This window comes from Cyanobium sp. T1B-Tous (assembly GCF_024345475.1).
GTDB lineage: Bacteria > Cyanobacteriota > Cyanobacteriia > PCC-6307 > Cyanobiaceae > Cyanobium_A.
Window position 1 is genome coordinate 1 of sequence record NZ_JAGQBE010000005.1, and the last position, 21055, is coordinate 21055.

Below are 21055 nucleotides of genomic sequence, written 5' to 3' on the forward strand. Positions count from 1 at the left end.
TTCAGCCCCGGCCTTGATCAATTCGCTACACACGGCGGAGCCAAATCGCCCCACTCCGATTACAGCGAAGCCACCTTTGATGGCGCCTTCAGACGGATTCCAATGCCACCAGTTCGTCATGGAGTGAGCCTGTTTAGGGAATTCAGATGTAGATCTCTTCGCGGGGGTAGCCCACGCGGGGTTGGGGCCGGTTGCCGTAGATCGCTGAGAGCAGTAGCAGGATGCCCAGTCTGCCGACAAACATTCCCACCATGAGCACAAGCTGGCCCCAGCGGTTGAGTTGGGCGGTCACGCCCAGATCCAGGCCCACGGTGCCGAAGGCAGACATGCAGGTGAACAGCTTTTCGAGGAAGTTGAAGCTGGTGCGGGTCGGCTCCCCGGAGGTGGTGGGGCCAATCCCCAGCAGCAAGGCCATCAGAATCACGAAGATTGCTGATGCCAGGGCCACCCCCACGGCTCGCAGCACAACAGTGTCGGGAATCTGACGCCGGTGAATCACCACCTCTTCCCTCCCCTGCAGGGTGGAGCGAGTAGCTCCCATCAAGGTGGCGAAGGTGGTGGTTTTGATGCCGCCGCCGGTGCCGCCTGGGCTGGCACCAATGAACATCAGCACGACCAGCAGCAGCAGGCCCGCATCCGAGAAGGTCTGAATCGAGAGCGGCACGGTGTTGAACCCGGCCGTGCGCGCCGAGATTGACTGGAACAGAGTGACTTGAATATCCTGCCACCACTGCAGATTATCGATTACGCCACCGGCGGCGAATTGTTCGGTGAAAAGCAGGCCCAGGGCTCCGAACACGATTAACAAGGCCGTGCTGCGCAGCACCAGCCGGGTATGCAGGCTGAGCCGGCGTAGCCGTTGCAGTCGGGAGCGGTTGCTCCACAGGTCGTTGATCACCCGCCAGCCGATGCCGCCCACCACGATCATCGAGGCGATCACGCCATTCACCACCGGGGTATCCCGGTAGCGCACCAGGTTGTCGCTCCAGAGGCCGAAGCCGGCGTTGTTGTATGCGCTAATGCAGTGAAACAGCGAGGCCCAGAAGCGCTCAAGCGGGTTGGCGATGTCGGTGAAGCCGAAGCCGTAAAGCACCACCGTGCCGATTCCCATCACACAGAAGCCCGTGATCAGGATGCTGTTGAAGGTGGGGCCGATGCCGCCTACCCCGAATTCATCCAGGGCGCGGCCCCTATCAAGCCTGTGGCGCAGACCCGAATGTCCCTGCACGAAGCCCTGCAAAAAGGTGGTGATCGCCATCAGCCCCAGGCCGCCGGTGACGATCAGCCCAGCCAACGTCACCTGGCCGAAGGCAGTCAGATCGCGGCTCACATCGATGATCGAAAGGCCAGTCACCGTGATTGCCGAGGTCACGGTGAACAGGGCTTGCCATAGCCCCACGTCATCGGTGGAGCAAAGCGGGCTGGCCAGCACCAATGTGCCGATGGCGATCACCAGGGCGCCGGTGACCAGCGTGAATTGGGGCACCGTGAGGCGCTGGCGCCACAACTTAAGAGCGGTCCAGGGTGGGCTGGTCAGGCTGATGTTGCGTTTGTGATGCCTACCCTAATCACAGTTCTGTGCCTGGATTTTCCCTTTGATTCAGCAGTTGATCGACGGGCTGCCAGACCTGATCAGCGCCGCTGTGGAGACCAACCCCCTGCTCGGTTATGGAGCGGTTGCTTTTGTGATGCTGCTTGAAAATCTCATCCCGCCCATTCCCTCAGAAGTTTTGATGCCTTACGCGGGCTATCTGGTGCATGCGGGCCGGCTGCAATTTCTCCCCACGGTGGTTGCCGGACTGGTGGGCACCGTGCTGGGGGCCTGGTTTTGGTATGGCATCGGCCGCTGGATAAATGAGGAGCGGATCGCTGGCTGGCTGGCTAGCCGGGGCCGCTGGCTGGGCATCCAGCCAGATGACCTAGCCAATAGCCGCCGCTGGTTCAACCGCCATGGCTCGGCGGTGGTGTTCTGGGGACGACTGATCCCAGGGGTGCGGACCCTGGTGTCCGTGCCGGCTGGCATTGAATTGATGCCCCAGGCGAAGTTTCTTGCCTGGACCACTGCGGGCAGCCTGATCTGGACCGCTTTGCTCACCCTGGCGGGGAGGGAGATGGGCCAGGCCTACGGCCAGTTCGAGGCTCTGCTGGCCCCCTGGGCCGAAGGGATCAAGCTGGTTTTGGAGATTGCCCTCATCTGCGGAGTGCTTGCGCTGCTGAGGCTGTGGCAGCTACGCAGCCGGGCCGCTGGCAGTGATGGCCAATAACCCGGTTGACCCGGCTAGTTGATCTTTTCTATTTGAGATTTCCTATCTAATGGTGTGGACATGGAGCTGACTATGTCTGAAACCAGGGTGTGAAACACAGCCCCTCTAGCCACCATCAACACAAACATCAATGTGGATAGCTGGCTCCACTGGAAGGCCAGTTGATCAAAGGAAAGGTCGCGTGGGTGGCTGCAACCGCTGCAGATCAGCATCTGCTTAGAGCGCCCCCCTTGGTGAGTAGGCGGCAGCTGCATTTTGGGCAGGCCATGGTTTTTACACATTCGAGAAGTTTTTACAGAGTGGAGAAGTATGGAGCTGAGAGGGAATCCAATCGGTCTCGACGCTTGATAAGCACTTCTACTGACGCCGATTGGCTTTGCCCTACTTTTGCCGCCCCAAGCCGTTTCAGCTGTTTCTATCGTCACCAACCCGAAGGCATTTCCACGGTTTTTCCAATGTATGAAATGTTGAGATTTTTGTTGCCTGGTTGACACAATGACCGTCTTTCTGCTTCAGGCGGCCTGGCTGATTCCTGCCTACCCCCTGCTGGCGGCCGTGGCCTCGCTGGCCTGGTCCCCGGGGTTGATCTCCCGCACCGGCCCTCGGCCCTGCGGTTACCTGAATCTCTTGATGGTGGCTGTGGCCTTCGGCCACAGCCTGGTGGCGCTTACCGCTCTGCACACCAACGCCCGTGCCGGAGCCGAGGCCCTCTATCGGCCGATCAGCTTCGGCTGGACCTGGCTTGACACCGCCGGCCTGCGGGTGGGTTTTGACGGGTTGGTGACCGAGCCGGCCCTGATCGCCATGGCGGTGATCACGGGCCTGCACCTGCTGGTGCAGATCTATGCGATCGGCTACCTGGAAATGGACTGGGGCTGGCCCCGCTTCTTCGGCTCCCTGAGCTTCTTCGAGGCTGGCCTCTGCGCCCTGGTACTCACCGATTCGGTGTTCTTCAGCTACGTGATCCTTGAGTTACTCACCCTGGGCACCTACCTGATTGTGGGCACCTGGTACAACCAGCCCCTGGTGGTGAAGGGGGCCCGCGATGCCTTTCTCACTAAGCGGATTGGCGACCTGATCCTCCTGGCCGGGGTGATCGCCCTGTTGCCGATGACCGGCACCTGGAATTTCCATGGTCTGCAGGGTTGGGCCGCCGACCTCACCAACAACGGCACGCCCTTGCCCATGGGCTTCCAGCTGATCCTGCTGGCCCTGATTGCTGGCCCCATGGGCAAGTGCGCCCAGATCCCCCTGCATCTCTGGCTCGATGAGGCGATGGAGAGCCCCCTGCCTTCCACCGTGCTGCGCAATTCGGTGGTGGTGGTGGGCGGCGCTTGGGTGCTGCTGCGGTTGGAGCCCCTGCTGGAGCTCAGTCCCTTTGTGCAGGCGGTGCTCGTGGTGGTGGGTGGCTCCACCGCCGTGGTGGCCTCGCTGATCGCCCTGGCCCAGGTGGATGTGAAGCGGGCCCTTTCCTTTCTGGTGAGCAGCTGGCTGGGGCTGCTGATCGTGGCCGTGGGCCTGGGCGGCACCGCCGTGGCCGACCACCTGCTGCTGGTGTATCCGCTGCCGATGGCCCTGCTGCTGATGGCGATCGGCACGATCGTGATCAGCAATGTGACCCAGGACCTCACCCAATTGGGGGGGCTCTGGAGCAAGCGGCCCCTGATCGGCATCGCCTTCCTCGCCGGCGCGGCCGGCCTGATGGGCTTGCCGCCATTCGCCAGCTTTGCGGCCCTGCGCGAATTGCTGGCCCTCACGGCGGCGAGTGGCCATCCCCTGCTGCTGGGGGGCGTGGTGCTGGTCACCAACGCCCTGATCAGCGCCGGCCTGATCCGGGTGTTCGGCCAGATCTGGGGAGGCCGACCCACCCCCTTCACCACCCGTTCTCCGGAGGTGCTCTGGCTGATGGTGCTGCCCACCATGGTGCTGGCGGGCCTGGTGCTGCATCTCCCCATGCTCCTGGTGGCCAATGGGGTCTATTCCCTCACCCCCCTTGCCGGTTGGGGACCTCTGGCCTGGCCCCTGATCGCCTCCACCCTGGTGGGCGGAAGCCTCTCGGCCGCCTTTTACCTGCGTCCCCACGGCCTGGCCCAGCTGCCGGCCTTCCTCGGAGGCCTGCAGGATTGGCTCGCCCACGACATGCAGACCGAGCGCTTCTACCACCGCACCGTGGTGGCCCTGGTGCTGGCCCTGGCCCGCTTCGGAGCCTGGAGTGACAGTCGCCTGGTGGATGGCTTCAGCGGCGGCACCGGTGCCGTGGCCCTGGAGGGAGCCCGGCGCCTCAGCCTCACGACCTCCGGTCGGTCCCAGGCCTACGCCCTCACCCTGGTGCTCGGGGTGTTGCTGATGGCGGCCTGGCTGATTGCCGTGGATCTACCGCCCGTGTCCATCGCTCTGCCCTGAGGCCGCCGCCATGACCCTGCTGCTGTTGCTCCTGCTTCCCCTGCTGGTGGGCCTGCTGCTCCCCCTGCTGCCGCCTGGCCGCCCCGGGCTGGTGCGCGGGCTGGCCGCCGCCGCCGCCCTGGCCCAGCTGGTGGTGGGCCTGCTGGCCTGGCGCCAGCCGCCCGCTCCTTTGACCCTCGAATGGCTGCCCCGCCTGGGTTTGGGCCTGGATCTGGGCCTCGATGGGCTGTCGCTGCCGCTGGTGCTGCTCACGGGCCTGATCACCGCCATGGCGGTGCTGGCCTCCCCCGCAGACCAGGGCCGCCCTCGCCTCTATTTCGCCCTGATGCTGGCCACCAACCTGGGGGTGGTGGGGGCGTTCCTGGCCCGCAACGCCCTGCTGTTCGTGCTCGCCTTTGAGCTGGTGCTGATCCCCACCACCCTGCTGGTGGCGATCTGGGGTGGCGAGCGCCGGGCCGGGGCCGCCGTGCGCTTCCTGCTCTATGGGGCGGTGTCTGGACTGAGCCTGCTGGGTGGTGTGCTGGCCTTCGGCTGGTTTGGCCAGGGCGCTGCTGGCGCCGATACCGCCGTGAGCTTCAGCTTCGAGGCCCTGGCTGCCACGCCCCTGCCCGCCTCGGCCCAGCGCTGGGTGCTGGCCCTGCTGGTGCTCGGTTTCGGCATCAAGCTGCCGGTGGTGCCCCTGCATGGCTGGCAGCCGATCAGCTACGCCGAAGCGCCGCCGCCGGTGGTGATGCTGCTGGGGGGTGTGGTGTCGAAGCTGGGGGCCTACGGCCTGCTGCGCTTCGGGGTGGGCCTGCTGCCCGATGCCTGGAGTGCCTTTTCGCCCTGGATTGCCGCCGCCGGTGCCGTGAGCGCGGTGTACGGCGCCCTCAATGCCGTGGCCGCCACCGACATCCGCCGCCTGATGGCCTACAGCTCCCTGGGCCACATGGGCCTGCTGGTGCTGGCCCTGGCGGCCGCCACACCGATGAGCCTGCAGGGCGCCATGGCCCAGGTGCTGGCCCACGGCCTGATCGTGGCCCTGCTGTTCGACTGCGTGGGGCTGATCCAGCGCAAGACCGGCACCACCGTGATCGCCGAGCTCTCTGGCTTGATGAATCCGATCCGGGGCCTGCCCTTCACCATGGGCCTGATGCTGCTCGCCCTGATGGCCGCCGCCGGCATTCCCGGCCTGGCTGGCTTCCCGGCCGAACTGCTGGTGTTCGAGGGCAGCTGGACCGTGTTCCCCCGGGCCACCCTGATCTGCCTGGTGGCCTCGGGCTTCACCGCCGTCTACGCGGTGCGGCTGTTCAACCGGGTGGGCTTCGGCCGGCTCGATAACAGCCGCGCCGACTGGCAGAGCACCCGACTGGCCGAACGGCTGCCGGCCGTGGTGCTCACCACCCTGGTGGTGCTCGCCGGCATCTGGCCAGTGGGGCTCACCGCCTGGAGCGAGGCCAGCACGGCCGCTATCGCCCTGCGACACAGCGACCCGGTGGTGCAAACCCTGGCCCTGGCGCCCCGTTCCCCGTCGTCGACCCTGCCCGCATGACCTCATCCACTGCTGCAGCGGGCACCAAAACGCCCCTGATCCCCCCTTCCACCCACCGCTACGCCGAGGTGATCCATCGGCTCGAGGCGGGGGGCTCGATGCTGCCCGATACGCCGGAGAACCTCCAGCAGATCATCGGTATCTACAAGGCCTACGCCGTGCCGATGGATTTCTATTGGCGTGACCTGCTCTACATCGCTGAGCAGGTGTTTCTCAATCCGTTGCCGGCCTTCAAATACTTCATCTCCCAGGAGTATCTGGACCGGCCCAACAGCTACGCCGGCGACCATTCCCAGCTGCGCATCTGGCGTGGCACCGAGAAGGTCCACCCGGAGCTGCTGGAGTTCATGGAGCGGGGTGAAACCCGCCGCATGCCCAAGCTCCTGCATCACCTCTGGCATGACCGGGTGAACATGGAGTTCGCCGAGGCCTGCATGCAGGCCATGTATTGGCACCAGGGCATGGGTGGTCGCTTCAACGACTACCTCGACAGCGATGCCTACAGGGCCAACGCCGACCGCGCCATCAAGGCCTACTTCCGCGGCAATCCGCTGATGCTGGGCCTCTACAAGTTGTTCCCGGACATGGTCCTGGAGCAGGTGAAGCAGCTCAGTTATTACAGCAACCTGGGCCTGTTCTGGGAGGTGATGGCGCCGGTGTTCTTCGAGATGAGCGACCTCTACGACGAGGGCAAGCTCACTTCGGTGCCCCAGGCGATGGACTTCCTGGTGAACGGCATCTTCGCGGTGGCGGGCCGGCCGATTTATCACCACGTGTTCATCCGCGGTGAATGCTTCGAGATCATCCCCAAGAGCGAGGGTTTCACCTGGCTCTACGAGGCAGCCCTGCCCTATGTGGAGGCGGTGTTCTACCGCACCTCCCCCTTCCGTGGCACCAAGAGCTACAACGCCCAGGCCGGACAGGTGCCAGCCAACCAGGCGGATTTCCACTACGGCATCCTCTACGCCGATGTGTTTCCGGTGGGATCCGCCGGCATTCCGCCCACCCTGCTGATGCAGGACATGCTCCATTTCCTGCCGCCCTATCTGCAGGAGATGTACAAGACCCACAGGCGCGGCGAGGAGGACCAACTGATTCAGCTGGGCATCACCTTCCAGCGCTCGATGTACAACGTGACCTCGGCGGTGATCCAGGCCCTGCGCTGCGCCCTGCTCTATCCCCTCGATGACACCGATCCGGAGCATCTGGAGGCCAACCGCCGCTTCTTCGAGGCCCAGATGGACCGCTTCCTACGGCCGGAGGCCCGCCTGCCCGACATCCAGACCCAGGACTACCGCTAATGGCCACGATTCTGGAAACCGCCCTCGCCGCCGGCTGCTTCAACACCCTGTTGGCTGCCGTGGATGCCGCCGGCCTGCGCGGCGCCCTGGAGGGGCCCGGCCCCTTCACCGTCTTCGCGCCGGTGGATGACGCCTTTGCCGCCCTGCCCCCCGGCACGGTGCAGACCCTGGTGGACAACCCACCGCAGCTGGCTCGGATCCTCAAGTACCACGTGCTCGCTGGTGCCCATGGCCGCAGCGCGCTGGTGGGTCAGCCGGAGTGGTCGAGCCTGGAGGGGGCTCCGATCCCGATTCGCCGCAGCGAGCCGTTCGAGGTGAAAAACGCCACAGTGGTGACTGCAGACATCGCCTGCGACAACGGCATTGTGCACGTGATTGATCGCGTGATCCTGCCGGGCTGATTCACCTTCGCCACCACCCGCTTGGGTTCCTCCCTGCTCACCACCCTGCTGCTGTTGTTGGTGGGGGCCCTGCTGGCTCGGTTGACGGCCACCCGGCTGGCCCGCTGGGCGGTGCCGGCCATCGTGCTGGAGCTGGGGGTGGGTTTTGTCCTGGGCAACACGGTGCTGCCCTTTGAGCAGATCCGCTCCCTCTCCGGCCTGCTGGAGCTGGGGGTGCTCACCCTGTTTTTCCAGGTGGGTCTGGAGGTGCGCGGCGGCTTGTTGGGGTCCCGTCCGGCGGCCGTGCTGCGCACGGTGTTGCTGTCGGCGCTGACGCCGCTGCTGGCCTGGTGGCCCCTGCAGCAGGCCTTTGGCCTCTCCACGGCCACCACGCTGTTGTGTGTGGCCGTGCTCAGCGCCACCGGCACCGGGGTAACCCTGCGGGCCCTGGGTCAGCTCGGCGCCTTGAACACCCCCTCCGGCCGCCTGCTGGTGGGGGTGTCGGTGCTGGACGATCTGCCCGCCATCGCCCTGCTCACCGGCTCCCTGCTGTTGGCGGGCACCCGCCTCGGCGGTGGCGCGGCGTCGGCCGGTTCGGGTTGGCTGGTGCTGGTCGGGCCGGCCCTGGCCCTGCTGAGTGTGCCGTTGTCGCGCTGGTGGCTGCAACGCCGTGGGCCCTGGCAGCCGGGGCCCCTGGGGGTGTTGCTGCTGTTGATCGGCTGCAGCTGGATCGGGGAGGTCACCGGGGTGACCAGCCTGCTGGGGGCGCTCTGGGGTGGGGTGCTGTTCAATCGCCTGGCACCGATGGGGGAAGGCAGCAGCGAGGCCCGGGAGTTGCGGGGCCATCTGGCCCTGCTGTCGGAGGTGTTTTTGCCCCTCTATTTCCTTGGGGTGGGGATGCGCATCCAGGCGGCCACCCTGGTGCAGCCGTCGGCCTGGTGGCTGGCCCTGGTGCTGTTGCTGCTGGCGATCGGCTGCAAGCTGATCTGCGGGCTGGGGATCAGTGCCCGGGATCAGGAGGCCGGCGTGGATCGCTGGGTGGTGGTGTTCGGCCTGATCCCCCGGGGCCTGCCGGGGCTGGTGTTTGCCTCCACGGCCCTGGCCAGTGGGGTGATCAGCGCCGCCCAGTTCTCGGCCCTGGTGCTGATGGTGAGTGGCACCACCGTGCTGGGCCTGCTGTTGCTGGGCCGGCGGCTGGCGACCGTCCAGAACGGCGAGTGAGGGCTCAGCCCGGCACCAGCGTGTCCAGGGCCAGCCGCACTGCCGCGTAGCAGCGCTGCAGTTGGTCTTCGCTGATGCCCAGGGGCGGCAAGAGATACACCACGTGGCCCAGGGGGCGCAGATACACGCCCTGCTGCAGGCAGTGGCGCTGGATCTGTTTGCCCACGGGATTGAGATAGCTGGCTTGGCCAGCCTCCACATCAAAGGCCGCCATCGTGCCGACGCAGCGGGGGCGCCGCACGAGCGGGTGGGCGGCCAGCTCCTCCAGCAGGGGCGTGTGGCGCCCCTCAAACTGCTGGAAGCGCTCGGGGTTGGCCTGGAGCAGATCCAGGCTGGCCAGGGCTGCGGCACAGCCCAGGGGATTGGCGGTGAAGCTGTGGCCGTGGAAGAAGGTGGCCTCGGGCCGCTCGCTGATGAACCCCTGGTAGAGGCGTTCGCTCGCCATCGTCACCCCCATCGGTAGGAAGCCTCCGGTGAGCCCTTTGGAGAGGGCCATCAGGTCGGGCTGGATGCCGGCGCGGCGGCAGGCGAACAGGTCGCCCGTGCGGCCAAAGCCCGTGAACACCTCATCGGCGATCAACAGGGCCCCTGCGGCCCGCACCCGCTCGGCCACGGCCCGCAGGAAGCCCGGCCGCACCACCCGCATGCCGCTGGCCCCCTGAATCAGGGGTTCGAGGATCACGGCCGCGGTGGGCGTCTCCAGGGCCTGGTCGAGCTGGCGGAGCGCGTGTTGTTCCCGTTGTTCTACGGCCTCATCGCCCCAGTGGCTGTGGGGCCAGGCCACCCGGGCCACCTCAAACAGCAAGGGCTCGTAGGGGTCGGTGAACAGGGATCGCTCCCCCAGTGCCATCGCCCCAAAGGTGTCGCCGTGGTACGCCCCCTCGAAGGCGATCACCTGGTGCCGTTCGCTGCCCTGGTTGCGCCACCACTGCCAGGCGATTTTCAGGGCCACTTCCACGGCGGTCGAGCCGTTGTCCGAAAAGAACAGCCGCTGCAGGCCCGTGAGCGCACTGAGGCGGGTGGCGAGCTGCTCGGCGGGTTCGTGGCTGAAGTTGGCGAATATCACCTGCTCCAGCTGCTGGGCCTGGCGGGCGATCGCCGCTGCGATGGCAGGCTCGGCGTGGCCGTGGAGGGTGACCCACCAGCTGCTGATCGCGTCAATCAGCCGCCGGCCATCGCTGAGTTCCACTTCACTGCCGCGGGCGGAACGCACCTGCAGCGGCTCGGGGCTGGTGGCCACCTGGGTGGTGGGGTGCCAGAGGTGGGGGTGCCAGGGCATCGGCTCAGGCTTCGAGATGGTCCAGGTAACGCGTCGACAGTCGCCGGATCGAGGCATTGGCCCGCCGTTCCAGGCCCCGGGCCGTGTCCCGGGTGATGCCCATCTGCCGGGCCGTGGCGCTCAGGCTCAACGCTTCCCCCGCGGCGATTCCGTAGCGCAAGCGCAGTAGCTCAGCTTCCTGGGCGGGGAGTTCATCGAGCAGCTGATGGATGTCTTCCTGCATCAGGGTGGCATCCACCTGCTCCTGGGGCTTGCTGGCCTCGCAGGCCAGGCTGTCAAGCAGGCTCGACTCGGATTGGGAGGCCTGGTATCCATCCAGCCTCAGGGGTTCCTGGGCCCGGAAGAGCGCCTCGCGGATGTCCAGGGGCTTGAGCCCTGTGGCAGCGGCCAACTCCTCCAGGCTGGGGTCGCGGCCTAGCTGGTGGCTGAGGCTCTGCTGGGCCTGGCGCAGCCTGTACAGCTGATCCACCATCGAGGCGGGCAAGCGGATGGTGCGGCCCTTGGCCACCAGGGCACTGGTGATCCCGTCGCGGATCCACCAGGTGGCGTAGGTGGAAAACCGGTAGCCGCGGCTGGGGTCAAACCGTTCCACGGCTCGAATCAGGCCGATGGTGCCCTCCTGGATCAGGTCCTCCAGCTCCCCAGGGGTGTGCTGGTAGCGGCGAGCCATGCTCACCACCAGGCGGATGTTGGCAAGCACCATGCGGCTGCGGGCCTGGTTGGCCTCCCGCAGGCAGCGCTGCAGTTGGCGCACCTCCATGCCGGCTTCCTGGGCCCAGGCGGCCAGGCTGGGGGCCACGCCGCCGGCTCGCAAGGTCATCTCCTGGGCCACGTCGGTGGCTCGGCAGCCGCTTTGCACCAGCCTGGCCAGGCTGATTTCTTCCTCAGGGCTCAGCAGCGCAATGCGGCCGATGGCGCGCATGTGCTGGCTGAGTGCGTCGCAGCCGCCCTGGGGGCGTTTCTGTGGCGCAGGCATCGGACTGTCGTCTGCAGTGGGGTCGGCAAACGGTACTGACTGTTTTTTTGAGTTGGGTTATTTCTGGGCTACTGATCAACCAGGAGCTGCAATCTCTGCGATCAGAAACGCTGATCAATGCCTCAAGATGCGTTGGGTATTTCACGGTTCTGTTGACCCTGGATCAGGCTGATTGCTGGTCATGTCTGGCCCGTTTGACGAGCCAATAGGCCGCGGCAAGGCCTACCACAATCACGCCAAAACCGGCCATGAGTTGGGGTTTGCTTTCGGTGCCTGGTGGAAGCACAATCACTTTCCTGGCCACGGCAGTCATGGCCGTGAGCAGCACCAACTCGATCTGCACCACCTGGTCGCGCAGATAGGCGGTCACGTTTTGGAGCACTTCCAACGCGATGAAAATCAGCAGCAACCGGTCGAGCAGTTTGATCAGGCCTCCTTCAAACCAGTCGGCCTGAAACCTTGCAATGTTGATGCTGGATTCAACGACAAGCTCGATGACGGCAAAGCCAATCACGATGGCCAGGAGTAGGCCTAGAAGTTTGGCGAGCTGCCGTTCATAGCTGTGGATGATCGAGAGGAAGCGCTGGTCGCTGGACAGACTCATGGGAGATCACACAAGACAATGAAAAAGGGCCCGGGGTGGCCGAGCCCTCTGCTGGGTTGGGTTGGTCGGTTCAGGCCAGGCTTCCCACGGCCTGCTGCAGCGCCTCGCGGCGGCTCAGGCGGGTGCGTTCAGCCGGAAGTTTGTTGAACAGGCCAAGGGTCTCGAGCCGGCGCTGGGTGGTGCCGCTGGCTCCCACCACAAACACCTCGCGCCCTTTCTCAATGGCTTCCTCCACGGCGTTCTCCACGGCCAGCGCAGCAGTCACACCCAGGTGCGATACCTCGGTGAGATCGAAGACCACGGCATTCACGTCGCCGATGGCGTTGTGTTCCCGTCCAATGGCCTTGGCCACGCCAAAAATCATGGCGCCGTTGAGCTGGAAGAGCAGCACCTTGCCCTTCCCTTGATCGAGCAGGGCCTTCTCGTCGTCGGGCAGCATCAGGTCACCGTCGCCGGTGCTGATCGACTTGACGCTCTTGCTCTGCAGGGAGCTCATCTTGTCGATGGTGAGGATGTTGGCGATGAACACGCCGATGCCCACGGCCGCGATGAGATCGACCAGCACGGTGAGGGCGATCACCAGGTACATGATCAGAGCTCCGCTGATCGAGATGCGGTGGGCTCGCTTAAGGAAGCCCCAGTCGACGATGTCGACACCCACCTTGAGGGCGATACCGGCCAGCACGGCCTGGGGGATCTGGGCAGCGACGCCAGTGAAGGCCAGGATCACCACCATCAGGATCACGGCCCGGCTGATGCCTGAGAGGGCACTGCGGCCGCCGGCCTGGATGTTCACAACCGTGCCCATGGTGGCGCCGGCACCGGCGATGCCACCGAACAGGCCAGAAGCGATGTTGCCTAAACCCTGGCCGATCAGTTCCTTGTTGGAATCGTGCTCGGTGCGGGTGATGCTGTCGGCCACCACGGCTGTCAGTAGGGCATCAATGCAGCCGAGCATGCCCAGCACGGCGGCATCAATCAGCATTTTGCTCGCCTGCCCCAGCTCGAAATAGGGCATGCGCAGCTGGGGGAAGCCAGAGGCGATTTCGCCGATGCGGCGAATGTCCTCGCCACCAGCACCACCGCTGAGCAGGGTGAGAGAGAGCACCGTGCCGGCGATCAGGGCAATCAGCTGGGGTGGGGCAATTTTCTTGATCGCCGCCGGGGTGAACCAGAGGATGGCCAGGGTGATCACCGCCAAAACCACTTCCGGCTGGCGGGCGTTCTGAATCAGCTGTGGCAGGGCGCTGAGGGTGCCCATCACGCCGCCCTTGGGGATGGCCTGGCCGAGGAAGGGGCCCAGCTGCAGGATGATCAAGATGAGCCCGATGCCGCTCATGAACCCTGAGATCACCGTGTAGGGCATCTGGGTGACGTAACGCCCCAGCTTCAGGAAGCCGAAGACGATCTGGAACACGCCGGCGAGCATCACCACGGTGAAGGCCATGGCCAGGCCGTTTTCCGGATCAGCAGCGGTCAAGCTGGCGATCACGGCGGTCATCACCACCGTCATCGGCCCGGTGGGCTCGGAAATCAAGGAAGGGGTGCCGCCGAACAGGGCGGCAAACAGGCCCACCAGCACGGCCCCCCAGAGGCCGGCAGCTGCACCTGCACCGGAGGCCACACCAAAGGCAAGGGCCATCGGCAGGGCGATCACAGCTGCGGTCACACCGCCGAAGAGATCGCCTTTGATGTTGTTGGTGCTGATGTGATTCAGCAGCCGCAGACCCGGGCGCCCGGGGGGCGCCGATGCGGTTGTCATCGCTACAGATGATGGTTGGCGCGGAACACTAGGCAGGATCCCGGGGCGTTGGGTCTGGCTCCGGCAACTCCCCAAAAGCTGGCCGCGTTGATCATCCCGCTGGCACAGGGGGCCCGTCGCCACCGCGTCCGCCGGCTTCTTTTGCCACGCCAATGCGGGCGAAGAGATTGGTGCTGGCGGGGTTGAGATTCAGGACCTCCACGCTGCTGCCGCCGAGCTTGAGGCGGCGGATCACCTGATCCAGGGCCGTCACACCGCTTTGGTCCCAGATGTGGGCGCCGGCCATGTCGATCGTGATTTGTTCGGGGTGGGGCTGCTCGTGCAGCTCAAACCCTTGGCGGAAATAAATGCTGCTCACAAAAAACAGCTGGCCCTCCACCCTGTAGAGCCGGTGGCTGGGGCTGATCAGCTCGCTGCTCACTTCAATCACCTGGGCCACCTTGCGGCTGAACAGAATCGCCGCCAGGGCTACCCCCGAGACCAGGCCCACCGCCAGGTTGTGGCTGAGCACGGTGACCACCACCGTGAGCAGCATCACGGCCGTGTCGCTCTTGGGGATGCGGCGGATGCCGCGGATGGAGCTCCAGTTGGCGGTGTTGATGGCGATCATTCCCATCACGCCCACCAGGGTGGCCATGGGGATCTGGTTCACCCAGCGGCCGGCAAGCAGGATCATCGCCAGCAAGGCCACCCCGGAGCTGAGGGTAGAAAGGCGGGTGCGTCCTCCATACCCCACGTTCATCACCGACTGGCCTACGAGGGCACAGCCAGCCATCCCCCCGAATAGCGAGCTGACGATGTTGCCGATGCCCTGGCCGCGGGCTTCGGCGTTCTTGCAGCTGGAGCTGTCGGTGAGGTCGTCGAGGATGTCCTGGGTGAGAAAGGTTTCCATCAGCCCCACCAGCGAGATCGCCAGGGCCGTGGGCAGGATCAGGCCCAGGGTGTTGAGGTTGAACGACACCTGGGGCAGGGCGAACTGGGGCAGGCCGCTCGGAAGGGTGCCCAGGCTGGCCACGGTGGGCACATCCAGCCCCAGGCGGATCGAGAGGCCGGTGGAGATCAGGATTGCCACCAGCGCCGAGGGCACTGCCGTGGTCAGCCGCGGCATCACGTAGATGATCAGCAGGGTGAGGGCCATCAGGCCCCACACCGCCGGCAGCTGGGAGGACGTGACAGCCACCTTCTCGGGCTGGAACCAATCAAGGCCGAGCTGGGGCAACTGGGCCAGCACGATCAGGATGGCCAGGGCGTTGACGAACCCGGCCATCACCGGCTGCGGCACAAAGCGCATCTGCTGGGCCAGTCGCAGGTAGCCCCAGGCGATCTGAAGCAAGCCCGTGAGGATCCCCGCCGCCAGCAGATACTCCAGGCCCCGACCCTCGCCCAGGGCATTGCCCTGCTGCACCAAGCCCGTCATCAGCAGGGCGGTGGAGCCGGTGGCGGAGGTGATCATCGCGGTGCGGCCGCCCACGATCGCCAGCGTCACCGAGAGCAGGAAGGCCCCGAACAGGCCCACGCGGGGATCCACGCCCGCGATGCCAGAGAAGGCGATCGCCTCCGGGATCATCGCGAAGGCCACGACCAGTCCCGAGAGGAGGTCGCGATGGGGACGGCCCCACCACTCCATGGGGGAGAAAGGCATGAGTCGGTACAGATCAGTCGGTAAGGGTCCGTCGGGGCGCCTGCCCCAAGCACGATGCCGTGAGACGACCCATGTCATGCAGGGTTGGTTGGGCCAGGGTGGGAGCAGCGTTTTCACTCTGCCGTGCTGTTTCCCCAGGCGCTGTTGACGTCGCTTGCGGGATTGCTGCTGCTCTTCTGCGGGGGAGAGGCCTTTGTTTCAGGTGCCAGTCAGATGGCTCGCCGGCTTGGCATCCCGGCGGTGGTGATCGGCCTCACCGTGGTCTCCCTGGGCACCAGTGCCCCGGAATTGGCTGTGGCCCTGATGGGAATCGAGCGGCAAGACACAGCGCTGGTCTTGGGAAACGTCGTGGGCAGCAACCTCTTCAACCTGCTGGTGGTGTTGGGCTCCTGTGCCCTTGTGGTCCCCTTGCGGGTGAGTCGGCGGTTGGTGCGCCGGGATCTGCCGGTGCTGTTGATCGCCACCCTGGCGGTATGGGGTATGGCGGCAGCGGGTCGCTTGCTCTGGCCCGCTGGTTTGGCGTTGCTGGTGGGCTTGACCATCAACCTGGTTTGGGAGCTGGTGAGTGCCATCGAGCAACGCCAGCTGGAGCCGCGCAGTGACAGCGATTCGGATCCGAAACCCGGTGGAGGCCTTGGGCCGGCCTTGGCGTTGCAGGGCCTTGGGATTGGGCTGCTGGTGCTGGGCTCAGACCTCTTGCTCAGAGGGGCGCTCAGTGCCGCTCGCCTGTTGGAGGTGGATCAGGCTGTGATCGGACTGACCCTGGTGGCGGCCGGCACCTCGCTGCCGGAACTGGTGACCTCGTTGGTGGCGGCCTATCGGGGGCGGGCGGATCTGGCGATTGGCAATGCGGTGGGCAGCAGCCTGTTCAATCTGCTGCTGATCCTGGGCATGGGAATTCTGTTCAGCGGCAGCTCCGGCATCGCGGTGCCAGCCGTGCTTCTGCAGCGCGATTTGCCCGTGCTGGTGGTGGTGACCCTGATCTGCCTGCCGCTGCTCTGGAGCTACGCCACGATCACGGCAACGGATGGGGCGTTGCTGTTGCTGATCTATGGGTTCTATCTGGTGGAGCTGGTGGTGCTGGCCAAGCTGCCCACGGCGATCGGGACGTTCCGTTTGGCCATGCTGGTTGCGACTGGGCCTGTGCTGGCTTTTTTGGGTTGGAGTGTGGTGAGCTGGTGGCGGGTTCGAGGAAGCGGGGATCCCCCACCACCAGCTCTCTGACCCGTTTGAACGCCTGCTGGCCAACGGCACTGCCATGCCCCAGCCAGGTGGCCCGGCTGCCTATACACCTGCCACCCGTTCTGAGGCTGCATGCTTCTTCCCGCTCCGGTGTTCCTGGAGATCAGCCCACACCAACTCGAAGTGGCCGAAACCCTGATTCAGGTGGGCCGTTTTGTGGTGATCTTCTTCGCCGCCCGGGCCATCGCCGAAGTGATGGTGCGCCTGCAGCTGCCCACGATCCTGGGAGAGCTGGTGGCCGGTGTGCTGATTGGCGTTTCAGGCCTGCACCTGATCGTGCCTCCTGCCGTGCAGGCCCAGCTCAGCGCCGGGGTGACGGGGCTGGTGGGTTCCCTGGCCCAGATCAGTCCCGATGCGGTGCAGGAGGTTTACAACGAAACCTTCCCCAGCCTGCAGTCCGTGTCCCAGCTCGGCCTGTTTGCCCTGCTGTTTCTCACCGGTCTGGAGAGCGAGCTCGATGAGCTGGTGGCCGTGGGGGTGCAGGCGAGCACGGTGGCGGTGGCTGGTGTGGTGCTGCCCTTTGCCCTGGGCACCGCCGGCCTCTATTTCCTGTTCCATGTCCCGCTGATTCCAGCCGTGTTTGCCGGCGCGGCGATGACGGCCACATCGATCGGCATCACCGCCAGCGTGTTTGGCGAGCTCAAGTGGCTCAAGCGCAAGGAGGGCCAGATCGTGATTGGTGCCGCCGTGCTCGACGACATCATCGGCATCGTGATCCTGGCCGTGGTGGTGGCCATCGTGGGTGGCGGCGCCTTCAGCCTCGGCCCCGTGCTGAAGCTGTGTTTGGCGGCGGTGGCCTTTGTGGCCGTGGCCCTGGTGCTGAGCCGCACGGCGGCCCCCGCCTTCGATTGGGTGGTGGACCGGCTCAAGGCCCCCGGGGATGTGGCCGTGGCCAGTTTTCTGGTGCTCACCGTGAGCTGTTTCGCCGCCCAGGCCATTGGCCTGGAGGCGGCCCTGGGCGCCTTCGCCGCGGGGCTGATCCTCAGTGCTTCGAAGCACACCCATGACATCGATGCGGCGGTGAAGCCCCTGGTGGCCCTGTTTGCCACCGTGTTTTTCGTGTTGATCGGCACGGGCCTGGATCTCTCCGTGCTCAACCCGCTCGATCCGGCCAACCGGGAGGGATTGGTGGTGGCCGCTTTCCTGCTGGCGGTGGCGATCGCTGGCAAGGTGGCCGCCGGCTGGAGTTACCTCAGCCAGGAACCCACCAACCGCCTGGTGGTGGGGCTGGGAATGATGCCGCGCGGCGAGGTGGGTCTGATCTTCCTGGGGCTGGGCAGCCAGGCCGGCATCCTCACGCCCGCCCTCGAGGCCGCCATCCTGCTGATGGTGATTGGCACCACCTTCCTGGCCCCGATCCTGCTGCGGCTGGTGATTCCGCGCGAACCCGGCGAGGGCCCAACGCTGGCCTCCGAACAGCCCGCCTGATTCGGTGCCGTTGGCTTCGCCCTATGCGGGGCAGCGGCTCTGCCTCGCCACCCACCACGGCAAGCAGCGGGCCCTGGCCCGCCCGTTTGCCCTGGGTTTGGGGGCCACGCTTGAAGTGTGCGACTGCGACACCGACAGCCTGGGCACCTTCAGTGGTGAGGTGCAGCGCCTCGACGATGCCCTCAGCACCTGCCGCAGCAAGGCGCGGATGGGCCTCGAGCGCAGCGGCCTGCGGTTCGGTTTGGCGAGCGAGGCCAGCTTTGGCCCCCATCCCGCGGTGCCGCTGCTGGCCGTGGGGCAGGAACTGCTGGTGTTCGTCGATCTCGATCGCCCGCTCACCCTGCTGGAGCAACGCCTCGATTGGCGCACCAACTACTCCCAGACGCGGCTCGGGCCGGAGCAAGACCCGTCAGCCTGGCTGAAGCAGGTGGGCTTTCCCTCCCATGGCGTGATCGCCCGTCCGTTGAATCAGCCCGAAGGGCCGTATTTCAAAGATCTCACCCACCCTGGGGCTCTTCAGGACGCCCTGGATGCCTGCCGCGGGCTCGATTCCCGCAGGGAGGTGTGGCTGGAGACCGACATGCGTGCCCACTGCAATCCCACCCGGATGCGCTCGATTCGCCGCTTGGGTGTGGCGCTCGTGCGGCGCCTGGGGTCCCCCTGCCCCGGCTGCGGGGCCCCGGGGTGGGGGGTGGTCGATCGGCAAGCCGGGCTCCCCTGCCGTTGCTGCGGGACCGCCACCGATCTCCTGGCGGTGGAGGTGTGGGGCTGCCCTTGTTGCCACCTCCAGCTCCCGCGTGCCCGCCGGGATGGCGTGGAGGCCGCCGATCCGCAGCACTGTCCGTGGTGCAACCCCTGATGCAGGGGTGATTGGCACCGGGATTGGTGGTGGGGCTGGGGATGATGCTTCGCGGTAAGGAGGGCGTCGCACGGTTTCCGGATAACAGGTAACCTCATAAAAGAATTGGTCCGTTGAAACGATCCGGTTTATCTCCATCTGCCGGAAGCACGAGGCCTTGCTGCCACTCAACAGTCGCCTGATCTTCGGAGTTCTAGGGGCGATGGCTGCTGCCCCCTTCTTGGCTGCCTGCTCAGCCAACATCCCTGCCGAGGATTCAGGATCATTGATGATTGATTGTGTTTTTGAAACCAACCGTCATGTTCACATGCATGTCTCCGAAAAGCGTGGTGCTGTGACCCTCGTCTCAAGATATACCCCAGGTTCCACTAAAAGCCACTCTGAAGACTTGCGTAGGGGACTTGAGAGCGAAGGTCGCATTATCTCTTCTCGTGATCATCGCCTCAAATCAGAATTGTTCTTGCTCAATGATCATTTTGGCGAAAAGCCAGGCGAGGTGGTTTTTGTTGAGGTCAGGGATGACGGTATCTCCCGGATGGAAGCCAAGGCGGTGAGTGGAGCCATCCGCCAGATTGATTCCGGCACCTGCTCGTTGCGACACGCTGCCCAGCGCTGAGAATCGCCTGAGAGTTTCGTCAACCATCCTCGATGGTGGACCCCGAAGCGCTACGTTGACTGCAGCAGGGTTGATGCCGCCCGGTGGTTCATGAAACGTGCCCTCTCCTTTCAGCGTGTTTCCTTGGCCTCGTTGGGCAGAAGGCTCGCAGGGTTAAGGCGTTGGATCTGGCGACCCGATACGGTCCTCTTGGTTTTGCTGGCCAGTCTGCTCCTTTTGCCTCTAGTCACCGTCGTGGCGACCTCCAGGGCCACGGTGGCCCAAATGAAGCTTCAGGCGGATGAAATTTCCACCTTGGCTACTGGAATGCGTGCCTATTACGCCGATAACGTCATCGCTCGGCTCCAGGCTGCTGATGGCAAGGCGGTTTTCTCTGAGAATTATCGAGATGTTCATGGAGGCATTCCCATACCGGCCACCCTTTCGATTGAGCTGGGTGCGCTGTTTGATAATGCTCACAGTGATGGGCGAATCACCTATGAATTCCTTTCAGACTATCCCTTTGCCAAGCGTACGACCCAGCCACTTGACCTCTTTGAAAAAGAAGCCATCTCAGCGTTTCGTTCCAACCCAGACCTAACAGTTTTTGATCGTCTCGATGGTTTTGGCTTGGGGCGATCCACCTACCGTCTTGCCACTCCTGTGCGGATGCGTGCAGCCTGTGTGACCTGCCACAATGCCCACCCTGACTCACCAAAGCGGGATTGGAAATTGAATGATGTTCGTGGAATTCAAGAGGTAAGTGTCCGCGGACTTCAAGCTGAAGGATTTGGAAATATCTCTTGGGTTTTTGGTTACGCGGGTGTTGTTGGTGTCATTTCAGTCGTCACAACGAGTGTTTTCAAAAAGCAGAGCAGCGCCTTTTCAAAGCTCAATCGTCAATTGGTTGATTCCACCCAGCGTGAAATCGATCTGGCTGGCCGCCTTGCCGATCAGTTGCAAGAGTTGTCCATTTTTGGGAGTGTCGTTGATGACTCAATTGTAGGCATCTCCATTGCTGACATGAATAAGCCGGATGAACAGCTAATTTATGTGAATAATGCTTTTGTGGAGATTACAGGCTATCCGAAGGAATTGGCCATTGGTTACAACTGTCGATTTTTGCAAGGTCCGGATACGGACCCACAGGAGCTGGCGCGCTTACGCCAGTGCATTCGTGACGGTCAGTCTTTCGCCGGTGAGCTGATCAACTATCGAATGGATGGCACCCGCTTCCTCAATCGGTTAACGCTCTATCCGATTCGAATCGGAGATAATAAAAAACCTGACTATTACGTTGCCAATCAGGTTAATGTCCCATTTGAAAAATTGCCACCCCTGGATCTGCCTCAAGATTTTAATTCTCTAGAGCAACAGCTCATTCAAGCTCGATCTGCCATGCTTGAAATCGAGCGCTTGATTGGCGGCTTGAATGAGAAGCCATCTGACGACGGCAACCTGTCGCCGGACTTAAATGCGTCTTTGGAATCCTCTCGCCAAGCGCAGAATCAAATACAAGCTGCCTTGGATTTTTTCGAAAATCTGTTGAAGCGTTAGGAGTGCCCTAT

General features: G+C 64.4%; 17 protein-coding genes. 11 read left to right on the forward strand and 6 right to left on the reverse strand.

Going from position 1 to position 21055, the window contains the following annotated elements; all coding sequences use genetic code 11:
* Window positions 1-142: 142 nt before the first annotated feature.
* Complete coding sequence (locus KBY71_RS02020; RefSeq protein WP_254927326.1) at window positions 143-1507, reverse strand: TrkH family potassium uptake protein; 1365 nt, start codon at window positions 1505-1507, stop codon at window positions 143-145.
* A gap of 88 nt (window positions 1508-1595) precedes the next feature.
* Between KBY71_RS02020 and KBY71_RS02025 the strand changes: the two genes are divergently transcribed.
* The 6 genes from KBY71_RS02025 to KBY71_RS02050 all read left to right on the forward strand — a co-directional run bounded on the left by KBY71_RS02025 (window position 1596) and on the right by KBY71_RS02050 (window position 9100).
* The gene (locus KBY71_RS02025; RefSeq protein WP_254927327.1) at window positions 1596-2264 is read left to right on the forward strand and encodes a DedA family protein; all 669 of its coding nucleotides are present in this window, start codon (window positions 1596-1598) and stop codon (window positions 2262-2264) included.
* Between the two features lie 495 nt (window positions 2265-2759).
* Window positions 2760-4667, forward strand: a complete 1908-nt coding sequence (locus tag KBY71_RS02030; protein ID WP_254927328.1) for an NAD(P)H-quinone oxidoreductase subunit F — start codon at window positions 2760-2762, stop codon at window positions 4665-4667.
* Between the two features lie 10 nt (window positions 4668-4677).
* Complete coding sequence (locus KBY71_RS02035) at window positions 4678-6198, forward strand: NADH-quinone oxidoreductase subunit M (RefSeq protein WP_254927329.1); 1521 nt, start codon at window positions 4678-4680, stop codon at window positions 6196-6198.
* Window positions 6195-7499 carry a CO2 hydration protein gene (locus KBY71_RS02040; RefSeq protein ID WP_254927330.1) on the forward strand — a complete coding sequence of 435 codons (1305 nt, stop codon included), beginning with the start codon at window positions 6195-6197 and terminating at the stop codon, window positions 7497-7499. Before KBY71_RS02035 ends, KBY71_RS02040 begins: the two co-directional genes overlap by 4 nt.
* Window positions 7499-7900, forward strand: coding sequence for a fasciclin domain-containing protein (locus KBY71_RS02045; protein ID WP_254927331.1), 402 nt, complete (start codon window positions 7499-7501; stop codon window positions 7898-7900). Before KBY71_RS02040 ends, KBY71_RS02045 begins: the two co-directional genes overlap by 1 nt.
* Window positions 7901-7921: 21 nt before the next feature.
* Window positions 7922-9100 (forward strand): cation:proton antiporter, encoded by a 1179-nt coding sequence (locus tag KBY71_RS02050; protein ID WP_254927332.1) that lies wholly within the window; start codon window positions 7922-7924, stop codon window positions 9098-9100.
* Between the two features lie 4 nt (window positions 9101-9104).
* Here KBY71_RS02050 and bioA read toward each other — a convergent pair whose 3' ends face one another.
* The 5 genes from bioA to KBY71_RS02075 all read right to left on the reverse strand — a co-directional run bounded on the left by bioA (window position 9105) and on the right by KBY71_RS02075 (window position 15363).
* On the reverse strand, window positions 9105-10379 hold the full coding sequence (gene bioA, locus KBY71_RS02055) for an adenosylmethionine--8-amino-7-oxononanoate transaminase (RefSeq protein WP_254927333.1): 1275 nt from the start codon (window positions 10377-10379) through the stop codon (window positions 9105-9107).
* Between the two features lie 4 nt (window positions 10380-10383).
* Entirely contained in the window at window positions 10384-11355 is a 972-nt protein-coding gene (locus tag KBY71_RS02060) for a sigma-70 family RNA polymerase sigma factor (RefSeq protein WP_254927334.1), read from the reverse strand.
* A gap of 163 nt (window positions 11356-11518) precedes the next feature.
* Window positions 11519-11959: a phosphate-starvation-inducible PsiE family protein gene (locus KBY71_RS02065; RefSeq protein ID WP_254927335.1), complete on the reverse strand. Its 441-nt coding sequence runs from the start codon at window positions 11957-11959 to the stop codon at window positions 11519-11521.
* 70 nt (window positions 11960-12029) lie between these two features.
* The gene (locus KBY71_RS02070) at window positions 12030-13721 is read right to left on the reverse strand and encodes a SulP family inorganic anion transporter (protein WP_254927336.1); all 1692 of its coding nucleotides are present in this window, start codon (window positions 13719-13721) and stop codon (window positions 12030-12032) included.
* A 91-nt stretch (window positions 13722-13812) separates the two neighbouring features.
* Complete coding sequence (locus KBY71_RS02075) at window positions 13813-15363, reverse strand: SulP family inorganic anion transporter (protein ID WP_254927337.1); 1551 nt, start codon at window positions 15361-15363, stop codon at window positions 13813-13815.
* 123 nt (window positions 15364-15486) lie between these two features.
* On the opposite strand from KBY71_RS02075, the gene KBY71_RS02080 reads away from it, so the two are divergent.
* The 5 genes from KBY71_RS02080 to KBY71_RS02100 all read left to right on the forward strand — a co-directional run bounded on the left by KBY71_RS02080 (window position 15487) and on the right by KBY71_RS02100 (window position 21044).
* Window positions 15487-16587, forward strand: coding sequence for a calcium/sodium antiporter (locus tag KBY71_RS02080; protein ID WP_254927338.1), 1101 nt, complete (start codon window positions 15487-15489; stop codon window positions 16585-16587).
* Window positions 16588-16677: 90 nt separating this feature from the next.
* Window positions 16678-18033, forward strand: a complete 1356-nt coding sequence (locus tag KBY71_RS02085; protein WP_254927339.1) for a cation:proton antiporter — start codon at window positions 16678-16680, stop codon at window positions 18031-18033.
* A 4-nt stretch (window positions 18034-18037) separates the two neighbouring features.
* Window positions 18038-18892: a DUF6671 family protein gene (locus tag KBY71_RS02090; protein ID WP_254927340.1), complete on the forward strand. Its 855-nt coding sequence runs from the start codon at window positions 18038-18040 to the stop codon at window positions 18890-18892.
* A 202-nt stretch (window positions 18893-19094) separates the two neighbouring features.
* A complete protein-coding gene (locus tag KBY71_RS02095) occupies window positions 19095-19508 on the forward strand; it encodes a hypothetical protein (protein ID WP_254927341.1) in 414 nt (137 codons plus the stop codon).
* 90 nt (window positions 19509-19598) lie between these two features.
* Window positions 19599-21044 (forward strand): DUF3365 domain-containing protein, encoded by a 1446-nt coding sequence (locus KBY71_RS02100; protein ID WP_254927342.1) that lies wholly within the window; start codon window positions 19599-19601, stop codon window positions 21042-21044.
* Window positions 21045-21055: the final 11 nt, after the last annotated feature.